The following is a 15,163-nucleotide window of genomic DNA, read 5'->3' as shown; positions in this document are numbered from 1 at the left end:
AGGTTGCGGGCGAAGTGGACGCGGCAACGCTGCCAGACGCAGCCCTGCAGCTGCCTGCGGATGGCCTTGGTAAGGCCCACGTGGGCGTCGCTGATCACCAGCTTGACGCCAGTGAGGCCGCGCTCCTTGAGCGAGGCAAGGAACTCACTCCAGAAGCCCTCGCTTTCGCTGTCGCCCACCTTGAGACCCAGCAGCTCCCGGCGGCCGTCGGCATTGACGCCCATGGCGACGACCACGGCCCTTGAGCAGACCTGCAGGGCCTTACCAGTCGGCCGTGGAGGTAGGTGGCATCCAGGTAGACGTAGGCGTAGCCGGACTCCTGCAGGGGCCGGTTCAGAAACGCCTGCACCTGCTCGTCGATGTCCTGGCAGATGCGACTGACCTGGGATTTGGAGATACCGCTCTGGGAGCCCAGGGCGGCGACCAAGGCATCCACCTTGCGGGTGGAGACCCCACAGATGTAGGCCTCCATGATCACGCCGTAAAGGGCCTGCTCCACCCGGCGACGGGGCTCGAGGATCGAGGGCAGGAAGCTGCCAGCCCGCAGTTTGGGGATCAGCAGGTCGATGTCGCCTACCTGGGTGGTCAGACTGCGGGACCGGTAGCCGTTGCGATAGCCGACACGCTCCTCGGTGCGCTCGTGGCGGTCGGCACCGAGCACGGCAGCGACCTCCAGCTCGATCAGCTGCTGCAGGCCGTAGCGGGCCAGCTCGGGGATCAGCTCACCGGCCGTGCTGCCGTCCAGTAGCGGCGCGAGGTCGGGTGCGGCACAGTAAGTCTTGGGCATGGTTCGTCTGGTTGAGGTGGTTCTCGAACCAGGGAAACGGGCCTGCCCACCCCTTGCAACACCAGCCGCTGGGCCAGCCGCCTGAGATGCGCGGCCCACCCCGGCTACGCCGGGGTGGGGGTGCCAGGGGATTTACACCAAGCCTTGGGACGCCAGCAAAACTGGTTACTGAGCTTAAAGCAGTAGGTTTCGAAAACATGGAGAAGCTCTTCTGCATAATGAAGCCGATTAATGCTCATCAAACCGCAATAGAGGTGGACATATCCACTGCAACACAATAGATCTGTTGATCTACAGGTAGAGCTGGACATAGAACGACAAGGCGCCACGGATACGACTGGGGACAACCACCGGCTTGGAGGTAGATTCCGGGACGTGAAAGCAGGAGGACATTTGATTAACGAATAGATTCTCAGGATAAAACACAGTCATGAAATACAAGTACTCACACGTAACCACTCCGCCATTTCAACTTCAGTGATGGCCACAAAAAGCCGAGATAAAAACCAAATGCGAGACCCAACGACGGCACAGCGAATTGGCCACCTGTAATGTAACAAAGAAAAAAGAACGAGGGGAGAACAAGAAGGTTGGTAAATAGATTGAGCCGAGAATACCTAAGGTTTACAAGAAATAAACCGATCAAAGGAATTGCAAGGATGCCTAGTCTTCTGGCAAGATAAAGATAAGTCGAGTCATTGTTATTCTTATTTGTAATGGAATCGAATCCTTTGTCAAATGTGGTATTCCCAGTTCCGAGAAGAGAAGGCATAACATTGCGGAATTCAAGCGCCTCTGAAACCGCTAATGATCGGGCCATGGCAGATGAATCTTCATTTGCGTCGAACGATTTTGCTACAATTTGATTATATGCAAGATCTCCCCCAGAATACAACAGTCTGAATAATTGCTCGACACTTGATATGATCTGGCCAAATGATAAGTATATCACAATCGCAGAGCCCAATGGCACAAGTAGCTTAATCAATGTGGAATGCTTATTTGTCAGTGCATAAACACACACAACCAATAACAAATAAACCGCAAGCAGAATTGAAGATCGAAATAGACTTACAAATGCTACTGGCATCCAACACATTAATACTAAAAGAGGCCAACGAAACTTGCTTGCCTCAAGAAGCAGTGAAACAGAGCATATAAGCAAAAATAAGTTAGGAAATGACTTCAAGTCCAAGCCAAAAGGGTCTGGGCTTGACAATGATATGCGAGCAAAGAATAGAATAGGGTATACAATCGACAATAGGATTGTAATTTTTCCGAGAATACTCAAGGGACAGGAGCGAGCATTATTGCTGATTAAAAATGCAAAGGCCATCCAAGCTAGGGCCCTAGTTTCAGAAAGGATTGGCCTTTGCAACTCAGGATGGACAAAGAGAGAGATGGCCGAAAAAGCAATGAGACAAAGAAGAAAGATGCAGAATTTTGACTCGACAGCCTTCAGATTGACATACTGCTTGAGGTCTTGTCTGCACAGAAAGTACGGAATGACAAGCAGAACGTCACCAGCATAATAGCCATTTATCAACAGGACACTTTCAAGTACACCGCTTAAAGCAAATGATACCAATATCAGTGAAAGTGTTATCTTAGCAGTCTTTGCGAAGGTCATAGTAGAAAAAGAATAGAAGTATCATCGTGTAACTCTAGCCAATAGATTATGATGGGGGATGAATCAGAATAGAATTTAAGGTTGATTCAATTGTCAACAAGTCTGCAGATATAGGCTGGTAGTAATCTGACCTCTTGTCTCCATGTCGACTGGACGCGATTGGAATATATTTATGCCCCATTGACTTTGCAAGTGCGTAGTTATGCACAGGCACTCTACTATACGGCAGAATCTCTATTGCAGTGCAGGATGATGAAAAGATTAAATGCGAAAAGCCTGCACCGGATGGCCCAATCACAACACGGGCGCTTGAAAATAATTGAATCTTCTCAGCAAGGGAAAGATTTTCCAATTCATATTTCACAAATCCAAACTTTCCTAGCAGATCTACAAGCTCTTCTTCGTTGACAATATTGCGCTTTGATGAATTCCTAGATTGGCTGCGAGAGATATAGATTAGCTTGGTATCATTGTAAACGGTCGGCAGGTCTGCAGCCAAATCCCTAATCTTTCTACTAGCCCATGGATGAACTGCTAGCAAACCACTTGGTGCCAAAAAGGAAGGGAGAAAGACCTGATCAAGTAAATAGCTTGAACTGTCATCTAACAGTTGGATTTCTGGCTTCGATTCACCATGGAAAACAAAATCAATTATTTCCTTTTCAATATCAGAGATTTCTGAGCCTGAAAGTAGTGTTACGTTACAGCCTTTAGCTTCAGAGTAAGACTTGATCATCATTAATCTTGGCAAGTACTCAACTAAATAGTGCGCATAGCCCTTCCACATATGTCGAAATAGAAAGTATGATTTATTTGCGGGTGATTCCAGTCTCTTCCGGCTTAAACACGACTGATCGACCATTCGACGCAAATGGTGCAGTATCATCGAGGATGAATCAGTAGTTGAAAAAGAATCTACCAGGAACTCCCCTGAAGTGTTGCATATACCTTCAAGATGAGGAACATAGACAACATGATCCAACCTATGCATCAGCAAATCTGGATATCGATATAGCTTTGTAGAAAGAAATGGATAATCAGAATAACAAAATTTGGGGTGCACAATACTTGAATCAAACGCAAGTATTTCAGCACACGCATCTATCAGATATGTTTGATGCGCTACAGCATCTAGCTCGCACGTTCGCAGGTGCAGAAGATTTAGCAGTCTTCTTTTGAGACTTTTGATCTTTGAAAGCATTTGGTACAACAAAATCAAGATGCATACTTGCGAATACTGAAATAGCAAGTCATTTCAAATAGAAGAGCATGTACAACGAGATTCACTTAAACATGAACGCTCCCCATTTCCAAGATGTGCCAGAGGTTCGGGTTGCCACCGATTATAACCTTTGGCTTAGGCTTGAGATGGACTTCATTACTTGTTCGGGGCTAGGGAACTCAGCTAAGATAAGGGCTTTCATTGGGCAATTGGAAAGAAATAGCTGATGATCATCAAGAGGTGATGTGGTCGCGTCGGCGTACCAAATCTTGGAACGCGGCATTGCCTGCTTCTAGCTCTTGGTAACTGCCAATACCGGCGATACGGCCCTTATCCAAAATAACGATGCGATCGCAGCGCTGCACCGTGCTGAGCCGGTGGGCAATCAGCAACACCGTAATCGTGTGATCTAGTCCGTCAATGGCTGCCATCACTTCCGCTTCCGTCCGGTTGTCTAGCGCACTGGTGGCTTCATCCAACACCAGCAACTCCGCCTGGCGGTACAAGGCACGAGCAATGCCGATACGTTGTCGTTGGCCGCCACTGAGCCGGACACCGCGTTCGCCGACCACAGTGGCATAGCCTTCAGGCCTGCTCTCGATGAGATCAGCGATTTTGGCCTGCTTAGCCGCTTGGCGCACTCGTTTATGGTCAACAAGCTCAAACGGAACACCAAACGCAATGTTTGCAGCAAAGCTTGCATCGCTCAAATAGATCTGCTGAGGTACGTGGGCCACCAACTGATGCCAGGCAGTCACCAGCCCTGTAGTCTTATGGAGGTCTTGGCCTTTAACCAGCACTTTGCCTTGGCTGGGAGTTAGCAGACCAAGAACAAGATCGCTGGTGGTGCTCTTACCGCTGCCGGTGCTCCCCACAAAGGCGAGACGCTCGCCTGGGCGAATTTCCAGATCGAGTTCTCGTAGGACACAGGGCCCCTCGGAACTGTATCGAAAGCTCACCTTGTCCAACTGAAGCAGCGGAATGTCATCTGAATTGGACGTGAACGGCGTACCTGAAGCAAGAGGGAGTTCCGCCGATTTAGTGTGCAGAAATGGCTCCAAACGGTAAAGAGAAGCCTGGTGAGCCAAGATGCTGCTCACTGCGCCAAAACATTGTTGAAGCGGTTGCAGCAGGCGGTAAGCTCCCAGAGCTAAAGTACCCAGCAAAGGCAGCTGCTGCTCAATCCCCTGGCCTGACAAGGCCAGATTAAGTGACAGCCCCACAATAAGAATCACTGCAAAGCCCTCTACAAAATAGCGAGGTGCAGTTATGTTTATATTGATAGCAGCCTGCGCTAAACGATAGCTACGATTGCGTCCTCGATAGGTATCAAGGAAGAAGGGCTGGCTGCGATCCAGAATCACATCGCGGATACCGCCCAGTCCTTCCTGAGCCACCTGCAGACTGCTTTGGTAATTGCTGGTAAGACGGATTCCTTCGGTCCTTAACGCCGTTCGGGAAAAGCGAAATACCACTATATAAAAAGCTGCCAGCAGGGTGCTGATCGCTAACATCACTCCTGGGGATAGAGCAATCAGAGAACCGCCCAGGAGCACCACGATTGCCAAGTTCACCAAAAGAATAAGCAGCGCCTGAATGCTTCCAAAAGCTTGGTCAACATCCTTGGTGAGAATACCCAGCACGCTGCTGCTGTTCTGCTGCAGATGCCAGCCAAAGTGTTTCTGCAGCACCGCGGCAAAAACCTGCTCACCCAGGTCTGCGGTGATAAGGGCGCTGAGCCGCTGCTGGATGCGAACTGTCTGTACCCGTAGCAGGGTGCTTAGGATCACCACAACAATGAAACCAAGGCCTAGGGAGAGCAGCAGGTGCTGCTGCGGCAGTATCCGTAAGGGTGTAGCCAGTGGCCCCAGGGCCTTGAGGCCCTCGCTAGGATTCGCCAGAAGGCGCAGAAACGGCAGCAAGGCGCCAAGGTTTGCCACCTCGCCAGCCGCAGCCGCCAGGCTCAGCAGCTGCAGAGCCAGCAGTTGCTTGCGGCGCTTCGGGCTGAGGGCGCTCCAGAGCATCCGCAGCGGCTGAAGTGATCTGGCAAACGAAGCAGGCAGCCTCATGGGCACGCTTTGAGGAGGATGAAAGACGGGTTCAAGCAGGAGAGGGATGAGTCATGGTTATGGGACAATGTTTAGCGATTTAACTCAGATACGATGAAGGGATTCCGCCACGCTGCAGCTTTTTGGCTGAATTGTAAGACTATCAGCTCCAGCGCAGTATCTCATAACCTCATTAGGTCTATAGGGTATTTGACCAAACAGTAAATTGCCCTTGGCATTCCACTGTAGCCAGAGCCTATGGGAAAATTCACGAAGAGTACATGGATTTCCGCTGCTTAGGTTAAAGATTCTAACTCGAGGATCGCTTATTTGGAGTTCTGCAGCACGACCAAGGAATAGACTCGCAACATCCTCCACAGCTAAAAAGTCGCGAATCTGCTCTCCCTCTGTCATAGGAAAATCTTCCCCAGCGAAGGCAGCCTTTCGAAGCATGGGCCAGAAACGGGCAGAACTCTCACCTTTCCCATAAACATGAAACACCCGTAGCATTTCTAGGTTGAGCTGATGCTCTTCAGCCCATTGACAGAGAGCAACTGATGCAGCCGCCTTCGAAGCTGCGTAGCTATTGGCAGGCTCCAAGGGTGCATCCGTCGGAATAGCGGCAAAACGTTCACCGCTGCGGCCATATTCAAAACAACTGCCTGCCACAATGAAATTGCGAATGCCCGCCAACCTGGCCTGCTCAAAAAGGGCTAGCACCGCCATCAGGTTCCATCGCAAGCACTCAATGAGGCTATCGAATGGATACTGAACTGAATGGGCCGCCAGGTGAACCAGAACGTCACAGCCCTCAATATCTCTGGCAGTAACTTCGTCCAACTGGCGATCAAGCCAGTCAGGCTGGCTATCGATCAGAATTCTAGGCGTGCTTGCCGAGCTTCTCCGCAATGCCAGAACATTGTGGCCAGCAGCCAAAGCCTGATTGAGAAAGTGAGAACCGATGAACCCGGTTCCTCCAGTGAGAAGGATTCGCATTAGGTACTGCAGAATGAGCTAATCACTCCAATCTCTGCCTGGAGCATTACAGGGGTGAGCCCTGGATAGGTTCCGAGAAAGAGCGTAGTGAGCATGATCGAATCGGAATCATTCAGCTCACCAACTTGGCGCAGGGCTTCCGGGCGATCCTGCTTGAGTTGCACAAAAGCCGGCTGGCGGATGAGGTTGCCACCGAACAGCATGCGATTGCCGATGGCGTTGGCATCGAGCTCGCGAGCAAGGTCGGTGCGACTGAAGGGAGCATCGGGTCGCACGGCAATCTTGAATCCAAACCAGGAGCAGTCGGTGCGGCAGCCCGTTTCATCCCACTGGAAAGTGCCATCGCCGTTCCAGGCTGTGGCGTGGGTGGGCAAGGCAAACTCCAGCACATGTTCAAGGCTGGCCAGCCCACGACGCAGGGTTTCCCAGTTCTGCTTGCGAGCTTCGATGAACTCTGGAAGCCGCTTGAGTTGCACCCGACCGATCGCTGCCTGGGGATCGAGCGGCTTGAGGTTAAAGCCCAGATGGCTGTAGGTGTACTTGTGGTCGTACCCCTCAGGCAGTTCGCCCAGCTGCCAGCCAAAGCGCTTGTTGCAGGTGTTGTCGATGCCGCTGGGGCACCAGCAGTCGCGGCCCCAGTCGCGGAAGCTCTCGGCGATCACCTTGAGCTTGGCGTCGCGGACAATACTCACCGCGCCGCCTTCGCCCATGGTGAGGTGATGGGGCGGGTAAAAGCTCTGTGTGCTGATGTCGCCCCAGGTGCCCGTCCAGCGCACCACCCGATCAGGGCCTTCATCGAGCCCAGGGCTGTTCTCACTGAAGCCCAGGCTCGCGGCCAGCTCACGCGGCATCGAATAGCTGCAGCCAAGGGCGTCGCAGTTGTCTTCCACCAGCCAGAGGTTGTGCTGGCGGCAAAAGGCCAGGGTGGCAGCCAGATCGAAGGGATTGCCCAGGGCATGGGCCATCATCACGGCCTTGGTTTTGCCTGGGCTGTAGGCCAGCTCCAGCTGCTCACAGCGAGCGTTGCCGGTGATCGGGTCGGCATCGATGAACACCGGCACGGCGCCCACCTGCACGATCGGGGCCACGGTGGTGGGAAAACCCGCCGCCACCGTGATCACCTCATCGCCCGGCTTGATGCGCCGCGCCTCCGGCAGTTTGGGCGAGGTGAGCGCCGAGATCGCCACCAGGTTGGCGCTGGAGCCTGAATTCACCAGCAGGCTGTGGCGAACGCCAAGAAAGGCGGCCAATTCCTGCTGGAAGGCTTCTCCCTCCTTGCCCAGGGTGAGCCAGAAATCGAGGGTGCTGGCCACCGCTGCCTCCACCTCGTCTTCCGTGAATACGCGGCCGGCATAGGGAATCGTGGTGCCTTGCTGCCAAGGCTGCCGATCGGGGTCAGCAGCCGGACGGAAAGGGGCGTGAACCTGGCGGGAGTATTCGCGGGTGAGACGAAGGATCTCCTGCCTCAATGCTGCGGGATCAGGCATGGGTGTGGCTTGAGACATCAGGTGGAAGAGGCCTGGTAGGCATGGAGATCCGCAAGGCAACACTCCAGGGGGCTGGCCCCCTCGTGCACAGCCTTGTACCAGCCCACGGTGCGCTCAATCGTGGTGGCGTAATCCCAACGGGGCTGCCAGCCGAGCCGGTGATGGGCTTTGTCGATCTGCAGGTGCAACAGGCCTGCTTCGTGGGGAGCGGATGGATCGCTCTGATCGATCCACTCACCTGGCCAGTGGCTGAGCATGGTGTGAACCAGATCACGCACGGGGCGGTTGCTCTCAAGCTGGGGGCCAAAGTTGAAGGCCTCACAGGGTGGCTCAGGATCGGTGGCCAGAGCCTCTGCCAGCCGTAAGTAACCGCCCAGGGGTTCGAGCACGTGCTGCCAGGGGCGAGTGGCGGCTGGATTGCGCACGGCGATCGGCTCGCCTGCTGCTAAGGCACGCATGGCATCGGGCACGATGCGATCGGCAGCCCAGTCGCCACCGCCGATTACGTTGCCGGCGCGGGCGGTGGCGATACGCAGATGGGGGGTTTGGTGGGGAGCCGTGCCGCAGAAGCTGGCCCGCCAGCTTGCTATGGCAATCTCAGCCGCCGCCTTGCTGGCACTGTAGGGATCATGTCCACCAAGGCGATCAGGCTCGCGATAGCCGTAGGCCCACTCACGGTTTTGATACACCTTATCGGTGGTGACCATCACAACCGCGCAGGCATGGCGCAACGGCTTCAAGGCCTCCAGCAGCTGCAGAGACCCCATCACATTGGTGGCCCAGGTGCCCATCGGATCGGCGTAGCTGCGGCGCACTAGGGGTTGGGCGGCGAGGTGAAGCACCACCTCCGGCTGACACTGTTCAACCAAAGCCGCCAGAGCTTCACCGTGAGCCAGATCGGCAAGATTGTGGCTCCACTGTTCACCCGGGGGCCTGGCGGCGGCCAGCGCCCGGAAGAGGTTGGGCTCGGGTTCGGGCTCCAGGGCTGTTGCCCACACACGGGCTCCCAGCTGCTGGAGCCATAACAACAGCCAACTACCCTTGAAGCCGGTGTGGCCGGTGAGTAACACACGCCTTCCCTTCCAGAAGTTGAGATCAGACATCACCACACCTTCCAGGGGGCGCGGCCCTGGCTCCAAAGCTCCTCGAGCAGCTGCCGATCGCGCAGTGTGTCCATCGGCTGCCAGAAGCCGTTGTGGTGAAACGCCGTGAGCTGCCCATCGGCAGCCAGCCCCTTGAGCGGCTCCTGTTCCCAGATGGTGGCGTCACCTTCAATCCGGCTGATCACCTCTGGCTCCAGGACGAAAAAACCACCGTTGATCCAGCCGCCATCACCCTGGGGCTTTTCCTGAAAGCCACTCACCCCATTGCCGTCGCCAAACTGCAGAGCCCCGTAGCGTCCAGGCGGCTGCACCGCTGTGACTGTGGCCATCCGCCCATGGCTGTGGTGATGGCCAATCAAGGCGGTGATATCAACATCCGCTACGCCGTCGCCGTAGGTGAAACAGAAAGGCCCATTGCCCACATAGTCGCGGACACGCTTGAGACGGCCGCCCGTCATCGTAGTGTCGCCAGTATCCACCAAGGTGACCTCCCAAGGCTCCGCCTTCTTGTGGTGAACTTCCATCGAGTTGAGCTTCATGTGGAAGGTTACATCGCTCATGTGCAGGAAATAGTTAGCAAAATACTCCTTGATCACATAACCTTTGTAGCCGCAACAGATCACAAACTCGTTGATGCCATGCGCACTGAAGATCTTCAGGATATGCCAGAGGATCGGCTTGCCACCAATCTCCACCATCGGCTTGGGCTTGAGATGCGTTTCTTCGCTGATGCGGGTGCCGAGGCCGCCGGCCAAGATGATGGCTTTCATGGGTTGGCTTGCTGAGGTTGGCGTACAAAAGACTGAAATCCAGCATGGCAGCTTTCCAGGTGTTGGTAGCTGCCAATGCAGGAGGGGCGGCTCTGAAACAGCCAGGGGAAGAGCCCAGGCGGAAGCGGGCGTTGCTGGCGGCACGAAATCCTGAGCAGCCGAATCAAGGCCCCGCTTCAGCTGCTGGCAGCCAGCCAGGCGGCCAGGTCGGCCGGGCCCTGGAAGTCGAGCAGGGCAACTCCTGCGGAGAAGGCTGCGCCTACGGCCAGGGCTTCCAGCTGCTCCAGCGGCAGGGCCTGGATCTGTGCGGTGGTGGCTTCGCTGAGGGGGCCGCAGCGGCGGTTGAGGAGGCGGAGGGTCATGGAGGCTGCTTCGTCCTGGCGGCCTTCCTGACGACCCTCGGCCAGCCAGTCCAGGTCGGCACAGGGTGGGAGCACACCGGCAGGGTGAGCACGTTCAGCAGGAGGTGGTGATCCGGCTGCCGGCTCAAGGCCTCAAGGCGCTGCACCTGCGGCTACAGCGTCGTGAGGAGGTTATGCAGACGCTGCTGATGAGCAGCCGAGGGCATCACACGTGCACGGCGCCAACGCCTTACAGACGATGGGCTCACATCCAGCCGCGCAGCCAGAGCAGGGAGACCACCCACCTGAAGATGCAACGCTGCTTCCACTAAATCAGCGATTTCCTGCCGCTCAATCTCAGCATCAGTCGTGCTGTCGATCCGGTCCCAGTCGGCCCGTGCTGTGGCAGCATCCCAAGTCCCGTCAGACTTCTGGCGCATCAGCTCGCTGTTGGCCGTGAGCCTGTATTTCACGAGTGTTGGCTTTTCGAGCCGAGATGATTCGGATCCGTCCTTGCCGCTCGGTGTAGACGACAACGAAATGTTTTCCTTGGATCTCACCGTAGAAACGAAACCGATCTTCGCCGTAGGGGAGCCGTTGATCGGGTTCTCTGAAATGAAACCTGAGGGGTCTGAGAAGGCCTGGCTGGCGAACCCAAAGTCGAAGCCACGGTCTTGGAAGGTTTGCTGGCTTTTGTTGTCATCCCACTCAAACTCCAATGGCGGCAAGGGGTCAGCCCCCACTCATTCAGGGCTTCCAGCTGTGGATGCAGCGTAGGGCCTTCGCACCGATCCTGCCGCCAGAACCCTGGCGCCCTGGTCGTCTGTCAGCAGTGCGCAGAGTTGATCCAGACCGTTCTGCAAGAGCCGGTAGGTCCACGCGCTTGGTAATGAACGGTTGCGGCGCTGGCTGGCGAAAAAGGCTGCTGCGGCCAGGGGTTGGGGCTGCAGCCTGTGCGGGGTTTGCTGCGTGTGGAGCCCCGTTGGCGGGTGGTGGCTGAGAGGTTCGTTCGGGCTGGGGCGCCTGGCGGCTCAGGGGGAAGCCACCGCCACCGTGAAGCCCACCCGGCCCGCCAGAAACGGCAGCACTGCCCCCAGCGACACCAGCTCCGCCCTGCCACTGGCCAGCATCACCACCAGCAGCAGCCCAGCAGGAGGGTGCGGGTGGATTGGGGTTCAGACGCTGGACCTGGATTTGTCATCGTTCTGAGTTGCTGAAGCCTGATCGTGATTAGCTGATCGTGATCAGTACTCAAGCGGTAGGGGCTGGTCAATCCACCAGGCCCCAGCCCTGGTCGTCGAGCAGCTGAAACACGGCGGGTTCGCCGCTGGCTCCCTGCCACGAGAGCAGATTGCCCAGCGGTTCTTCCCGCCAGGCGTCTGCACACCGCTCAAACACCGCCGCATTCCGGCTACGGGGAAGCAGTCTCGAGGGATAAAGCAGCCCATCCGGCTGCTCCGGTGCACCATGCACCCAGCGGGCCCAGTGCTGGCACACCTCCAACGCATCGCAGCTGTGCAGCAGCCGTGCATCCAGATTCAGCGCCTGGAGAGCGGGCCCCGTGAAATCCAGCATCTGCAGATCGCGCTCGGCCCAGAGCCGGGCCACACAGCGCTCGGTCAGTTCCTGGCGGCTGAGGAACTTCACTGAAGCCGGAGCCAGGCTGTTCATCAGCTCGCGCCCAAAGGTTTCAGCAAAGGCCGCATCCACACTGTCTGAGGCATAGAGCAGCCCGAAACGGCCATTGGGATCATTCCAGCGACCCAGCGGCTGCCGCCCCCAGAACAAGGCGCTCGCGTGCCGACAGTGCTGAATCCGCCACCACTGGGTACCTGCAGGAATTGAGGTGAGCTTCAGCGAGGTCTCATAGCCCCCCGGCGGTTGCGGGAGTGGCACCACTCAGCGAGCCAGATGCTGGCCAAACTGGCGGGCCCGGCAAGCGATCAGCTCCAGGCCTGTGGGGCGGTCGCAGCAGAGATGATCTGCTGGGCACCCCTCCAGCTCAGCATCGGGGCTCAGCAAAAACCGCAGCTGGGCTGAACCACTGGCGGTGTCAAGCATCGGCAGCACCTGCTCCACGCCAGGCCATACCCGTCGGTTGCGCTGGTCGAACTGAAAAACCGGATACAGAGTGTGCTTGCCGCGCTTCACGCCCAGCAGCAACTTGCGCTCGCGACGCTTTCGCACCGTATCTTCACCCACCCCCAGCAGCTCTGCCACCTCGGCTGCTCGGAGCGTGCCACCGCGGCTCTTGAGCAACTGCGCCAAGGCCCGCTCACCCCGTAGGCGCAGCATCCATTCGCGATTCAGGGGTTGCTCTTCCCCTCGCCAGGCCTGAATCACCAGCTCACTGAGCAGGCCAAGATCGTCGAGAGCCAGGGTTGCTGGGTCGTGGCTGGCCTGCTGCAGCGGCCCGCCTGGCCGTGCCAGTTTCTGGGCCATCAACTGACTCACCCGCAGCAACAAAGCCGTGGCCGCTGGGTCGTCCAGGAAACCCTCCTGCGCCAGCGCCAGCGCACGAACCGCTTGACCACTCGCTTGTGCGAGAGCCTCGCTTGTCGATCGATCGCGCAAAGCCATGGTTTCCGCCGGCCCTGCCTGCTTTGTCCAGGACACCACCCTAGCCGGACAAAGCTGAAATCAGGTTCCAGCGGCAGGTGCACGGTGCGCCCATCCCGCGCCGAACGGTAGGCACCAATCAGCAGCTCCATCAGCAGCTCCAGGCTGCGCAGGCCCTCACGACCGTTGCACAGGTCCTCGGCCTTGCCCTGCTTCAGCAGCCGGATGAAAGGCGGGTCCTGGGCTGCAGCCCGTGAAGAGCTCGGTGCCATCAAGCGCTGCAGGGGATCAGCGGCACAACGCCTCCCCCAGGCTGGTGGACTGGACGGCTCAGGGGGAAGCCCCCTCGCGGCCGACAACCCCCACCCGCTCACCCCGACGGATCTCGAAGCTCACATCCTTCAGCGCCCAGAACTCCTCCTCGCTGGTTTCGTGGTGGAGGGCGTAAGAAGCACGGGCTTCGATCAAAGCAGCAGCACCGGCTCACCAGCGGCAGACAGCAGCCGTGCCGCCTCCCTGTCAAACGTGGCCAGCTGCTCACCACCAAGGGCTCGGCCGCCATAGGCGATCACCCCATCAGCAAAGTCGCCCCCCGACGAGAGAAGCTTCAGCCCGGCACGAACAGCCTGGCGATCCACAGCCACGCCGCTGCTGCCGATCAGCGCTTCGATGGAGGAGGCGCAGTCACTGGCCGCGAAGCCATACACCCGCCGCAGCACCCACACCAGCTCGCACAGCACCGGCACGGGTATCGCGATCAACTCCGCCCGCTCCAGCAGATCCGCTGCTGCCTTGGCCTGCTCAGGATCGTCCTGCACCAGGGCCCGCACCAGCACATTGGTGTCGGCGGTGATCCTCACAGGCCGCTCCAGCCGGAGGCCGCAGCCTCATTCATCTCCTCCAGGCTCGCCCGGCGGGCGCTGCGCCCTGCCAGCAGGCCAATGAAGCCATGGATGCTGCCGGTGGCCTGCTCGGCATGGAGCTCCAGCCGCCCTCCCGGCAGCACCTCCACATCCACGCGCTGGCCTGGCTGAATGCCGAGATGGGCCAACAGCTCCTTGCGCAGGGTCACCTGTCCCTTGCTGGTCACCGTGAGCGATACAGCCGATCGTTTTGTCGCTGATCGTTTTGCCATGGCGAAACGGAGCCAATGCGGCCAGCGTAAGGCAGGAATGCCTTACTGGCGTGCTCCGTAGTCAGATCACATCCGCAAAGCGCTTCGGAATTTCGGGGGTGGAGACACCACATGTGGTGCATGGGCGGTTGGCCTCAGGAGTTGTTGGCTCAGGCGTCGATTGGGTCGCCATCCGCTTCCAGAAACCGGCCGGAAGTCCCTGGCGATCGATGCAGGGCAAGTTCGAGCACCGTTTCCAGGCGGATCACTCGGCCCTGGAGATCGTCGAGGCGGCGTTGCTGCTCCTTCATCAGCCCGGCCATCTCTTCCACCTTGTCGTTCATCCGGATCACGGTGGTGAGAGCCGAGAGCATCCGGTCTGTGACGCTCATGGCTGAGCGCCCAAGGCAGCTCTCACCTCGGCCAGTGCCAGATCCAGGGTTTGTTCGGTGCGGCTGGTGCTGAGTTCCAGCTGCCTGAGGGCCGCTTCCAGGGCCTCCGCTTCTGCGAGGGAGCGCGTTTCGGCTTCAGCGTTGCGGTGGGCATACGCCGCTCCCGCCTCACGGAAAAACTGGCCGAGTGAGAGGCCCAGGCTGTTGGCCCGATCGGCATAGGCAGCCTTTTCTGTGGGTGTCATCAACACGGCTACCCGCTCAGTGGCTCTCTCAGCGGCTCGCTCAGTGGCTCGCTCTGAGGGGTGCTGTGGACTCTTGCCGGCTGGCACGCTGTTCTGTGCATGATCAGCACATGCTAAGGCGAGTGGGGCGGGCGCTTGGCGGCTCAGGGGGGAGCCAACCGCCATCACCATCGGTGTCAGCAGCGTGCCGGAGAACACGATCACCGGATCGGGAATGGCGGTGCGCACCGGCAATTGGGCTGGTGGCGTCGGCCTAGCCCAACAGCAGCCTGAGCTCAGCGTCAGGCAGTTTTGCCTTGCTTGCTGCCGTCTTGGGGATGCAGCCAGTTGCCACCAAAACCAGCGCTGGCCTGGCCGTGGGAGATGGCGTTCCAGCCCTTCGGCAGAGCGATGCGATCGGGCTCGATGATCAGGCCCGGCGAGTCAGGCACGTCGTACCTGCACAGCACCAGTGGGGCGCTGAGGTCTT

General features: G+C 57.7%; 18 protein-coding genes and 1 pseudogene. All 19 read right to left on the bottom strand.

Features of this window, described 5'->3' with window-relative positions; translation table 11 throughout:
- A pseudogene (locus tag VB777_RS08025) lies at positions 1-787 on the bottom strand (IS256 family transposase); the annotation flags it as partial.
- Positions 788-1,232: 445 nt separating this feature from the next.
- Positions 1,233-2,417 carry a hypothetical protein gene (locus tag VB777_RS08020; RefSeq protein WP_323248199.1) on the bottom strand — a complete coding sequence of 395 codons (1,185 nt, stop codon included), beginning with the start codon at positions 2,415-2,417 and terminating at the stop codon, positions 1,233-1,235.
- Positions 2,418-2,463: 46 nt separating this feature from the next.
- Complete coding sequence (locus VB777_RS08015) at positions 2,464-3,204, bottom strand: glycosyltransferase family 61 protein (RefSeq protein ID WP_323248197.1); 741 nt, start codon at positions 3,202-3,204, stop codon at positions 2,464-2,466.
- Between the two features lie 668 nt (positions 3,205-3,872).
- Complete coding sequence (locus tag VB777_RS08010) at positions 3,873-5,708, bottom strand: ABC transporter ATP-binding protein (RefSeq protein WP_323248195.1); 1,836 nt, start codon at positions 5,706-5,708, stop codon at positions 3,873-3,875.
- Positions 5,709-5,792: 84 nt separating this feature from the next.
- Positions 5,793-6,683 (bottom strand): NAD(P)-dependent oxidoreductase, encoded by an 891-nt coding sequence (locus VB777_RS08005; RefSeq protein WP_323248193.1) that lies wholly within the window; start codon positions 6,681-6,683, stop codon positions 5,793-5,795.
- Positions 6,683-8,170 carry a lipopolysaccharide biosynthesis protein RfbH gene (gene rfbH, locus VB777_RS08000; RefSeq protein ID WP_323248191.1) on the bottom strand — a complete coding sequence of 496 codons (1,488 nt, stop codon included), beginning with the start codon at positions 8,168-8,170 and terminating at the stop codon, positions 6,683-6,685. The genes VB777_RS08005 and rfbH overlap by 1 nt, the downstream gene beginning before the upstream one ends.
- A 17-nt stretch (positions 8,171-8,187) precedes the next feature.
- Entirely contained in the window at positions 8,188-9,273 is a 1,086-nt protein-coding gene (gene rfbG / locus VB777_RS07995; RefSeq protein ID WP_323248189.1) for a CDP-glucose 4,6-dehydratase, read from the bottom strand.
- Positions 9,273-10,043, bottom strand: a complete 771-nt coding sequence (gene rfbF / locus VB777_RS07990; RefSeq protein WP_323248186.1) for a glucose-1-phosphate cytidylyltransferase — start codon at positions 10,041-10,043, stop codon at positions 9,273-9,275. Before rfbF ends, rfbG begins: the two co-directional genes overlap by 1 nt.
- A gap of 176 nt (positions 10,044-10,219) precedes the next feature.
- Complete coding sequence (locus VB777_RS07985; protein WP_323248184.1) at positions 10,220-10,480, bottom strand: DUF4351 domain-containing protein; 261 nt, start codon at positions 10,478-10,480, stop codon at positions 10,220-10,222.
- Positions 10,481-10,807: 327 nt separating this feature from the next.
- Positions 10,808-10,939, bottom strand: a complete 132-nt coding sequence (locus VB777_RS17375) for a BrnT family toxin (RefSeq protein WP_416238326.1) — start codon at positions 10,937-10,939, stop codon at positions 10,808-10,810.
- A gap of 714 nt (positions 10,940-11,653) precedes the next feature.
- Entirely contained in the window at positions 11,654-12,280 is a 627-nt protein-coding gene (locus tag VB777_RS07975) for an RES family NAD+ phosphorylase (protein ID WP_323248180.1), read from the bottom strand.
- A 3-nt stretch (positions 12,281-12,283) separates the two neighbouring features.
- The gene (locus tag VB777_RS07970) at positions 12,284-12,826 is read right to left on the bottom strand and encodes a helix-turn-helix domain-containing protein (RefSeq protein WP_323248178.1); all 543 of its coding nucleotides are present in this window, start codon (positions 12,824-12,826) and stop codon (positions 12,284-12,286) included.
- Between the two features lie 8 nt (positions 12,827-12,834).
- Complete coding sequence (locus VB777_RS07965) at positions 12,835-13,215, bottom strand: hypothetical protein (protein WP_323248176.1); 381 nt, start codon at positions 13,213-13,215, stop codon at positions 12,835-12,837.
- Between the two features lie 58 nt (positions 13,216-13,273).
- Positions 13,274-13,411: a hypothetical protein gene (locus VB777_RS07960; protein WP_323248174.1), complete on the bottom strand. Its 138-nt coding sequence runs from the start codon at positions 13,409-13,411 to the stop codon at positions 13,274-13,276.
- The gene (locus VB777_RS07955; protein WP_323248172.1) at positions 13,408-13,803 is read right to left on the bottom strand and encodes a type II toxin-antitoxin system VapC family toxin; all 396 of its coding nucleotides are present in this window, start codon (positions 13,801-13,803) and stop codon (positions 13,408-13,410) included. Before VB777_RS07955 ends, VB777_RS07960 begins: the two co-directional genes overlap by 4 nt.
- Entirely contained in the window at positions 13,800-14,078 is a 279-nt protein-coding gene (locus tag VB777_RS07950) for an AbrB/MazE/SpoVT family DNA-binding domain-containing protein (protein WP_323248170.1), read from the bottom strand. The genes VB777_RS07955 and VB777_RS07950 overlap by 4 nt, the downstream gene beginning before the upstream one ends.
- Positions 14,079-14,227: 149 nt before the next feature.
- On the bottom strand, positions 14,228-14,449 hold the full coding sequence (locus tag VB777_RS07945; RefSeq protein WP_323248162.1) for a hypothetical protein: 222 nt from the start codon (positions 14,447-14,449) through the stop codon (positions 14,228-14,230).
- Positions 14,446-14,694 (bottom strand): hypothetical protein, encoded by a 249-nt coding sequence (locus VB777_RS07940; RefSeq protein ID WP_323248160.1) that lies wholly within the window; start codon positions 14,692-14,694, stop codon positions 14,446-14,448. The genes VB777_RS07945 and VB777_RS07940 overlap by 4 nt, the downstream gene beginning before the upstream one ends.
- A 281-nt stretch (positions 14,695-14,975) precedes the next feature.
- Positions 14,976-15,125 (bottom strand): hypothetical protein, encoded by a 150-nt coding sequence (locus VB777_RS07935; RefSeq protein ID WP_323248168.1) that lies wholly within the window; start codon positions 15,123-15,125, stop codon positions 14,976-14,978.
- Positions 15,126-15,163 lie beyond the last annotated feature (38 nt).

Origin of the sequence: Synechococcus sp. CCY9202 (genome assembly GCF_034931685.1) — a bacterium.
Lineage (GTDB): Bacteria > Cyanobacteriota > Cyanobacteriia > PCC-6307 > Cyanobiaceae > CBW1002.
The sequence above is the reverse complement of the archived record's forward strand: the minus strand, read 5'-3'. Positions and strand labels throughout refer to the sequence as shown.

Excerpts from the sequence above, each read along its gene's own strand:
- VB777_RS08020 (WP_323248199.1), bottom strand. The coding sequence starts at position 2,417 with ATGACCTTCGCAAAGACTGCTAAGATAACACTTTCACTGATATTGGTA.
- VB777_RS08015 (WP_323248197.1), bottom strand. The coding sequence starts at position 3,204 with ATGTGGAAGGGCTATGCGCACTATTTAGTTGAGTACTTGCCAAGATTA.
- VB777_RS08010 (WP_323248195.1), bottom strand. The coding sequence starts at position 5,708 with ATGAGGCTGCCTGCTTCGTTTGCCAGATCACTTCAGCCGCTGCGGATG.
- VB777_RS08005 (WP_323248193.1), bottom strand. The coding sequence starts at position 6,683 with ATGCGAATCCTTCTCACTGGAGGAACCGGGTTCATCGGTTCTCACTTT.
- rfbH (WP_323248191.1), bottom strand. The coding sequence starts at position 8,170 with ATGCCTGATCCCGCAGCATTGAGGCAGGAGATCCTTCGTCTCACCCGC.
- rfbG (WP_323248189.1), bottom strand. The coding sequence starts at position 9,273 with ATGTCTGATCTCAACTTCTGGAAGGGAAGGCGTGTGTTACTCACCGGC.
- rfbF (WP_323248186.1), bottom strand. The coding sequence starts at position 10,043 with ATGAAAGCCATCATCTTGGCCGGCGGCCTCGGCACCCGCATCAGCGAA.
- VB777_RS07970 (WP_323248178.1), bottom strand. The coding sequence starts at position 12,826 with ATGGCCCAGAAACTGGCACGGCCAGGCGGGCCGCTGCAGCAGGCCAGC.
- VB777_RS07965 (WP_323248176.1), bottom strand. The coding sequence starts at position 13,215 with ATGGCACCGAGCTCTTCACGGGCTGCAGCCCAGGACCCGCCTTTCATC.
- VB777_RS07950 (WP_323248170.1), bottom strand. The coding sequence starts at position 14,078 with ATGGCAAAACGATCAGCGACAAAACGATCGGCTGTATCGCTCACGGTG.
- VB777_RS07945 (WP_323248162.1), bottom strand. The coding sequence starts at position 14,449 with ATGAGCGTCACAGACCGGATGCTCTCGGCTCTCACCACCGTGATCCGG.
- VB777_RS07940 (WP_323248160.1), bottom strand. The coding sequence starts at position 14,694 with ATGACACCCACAGAAAAGGCTGCCTATGCCGATCGGGCCAACAGCCTG.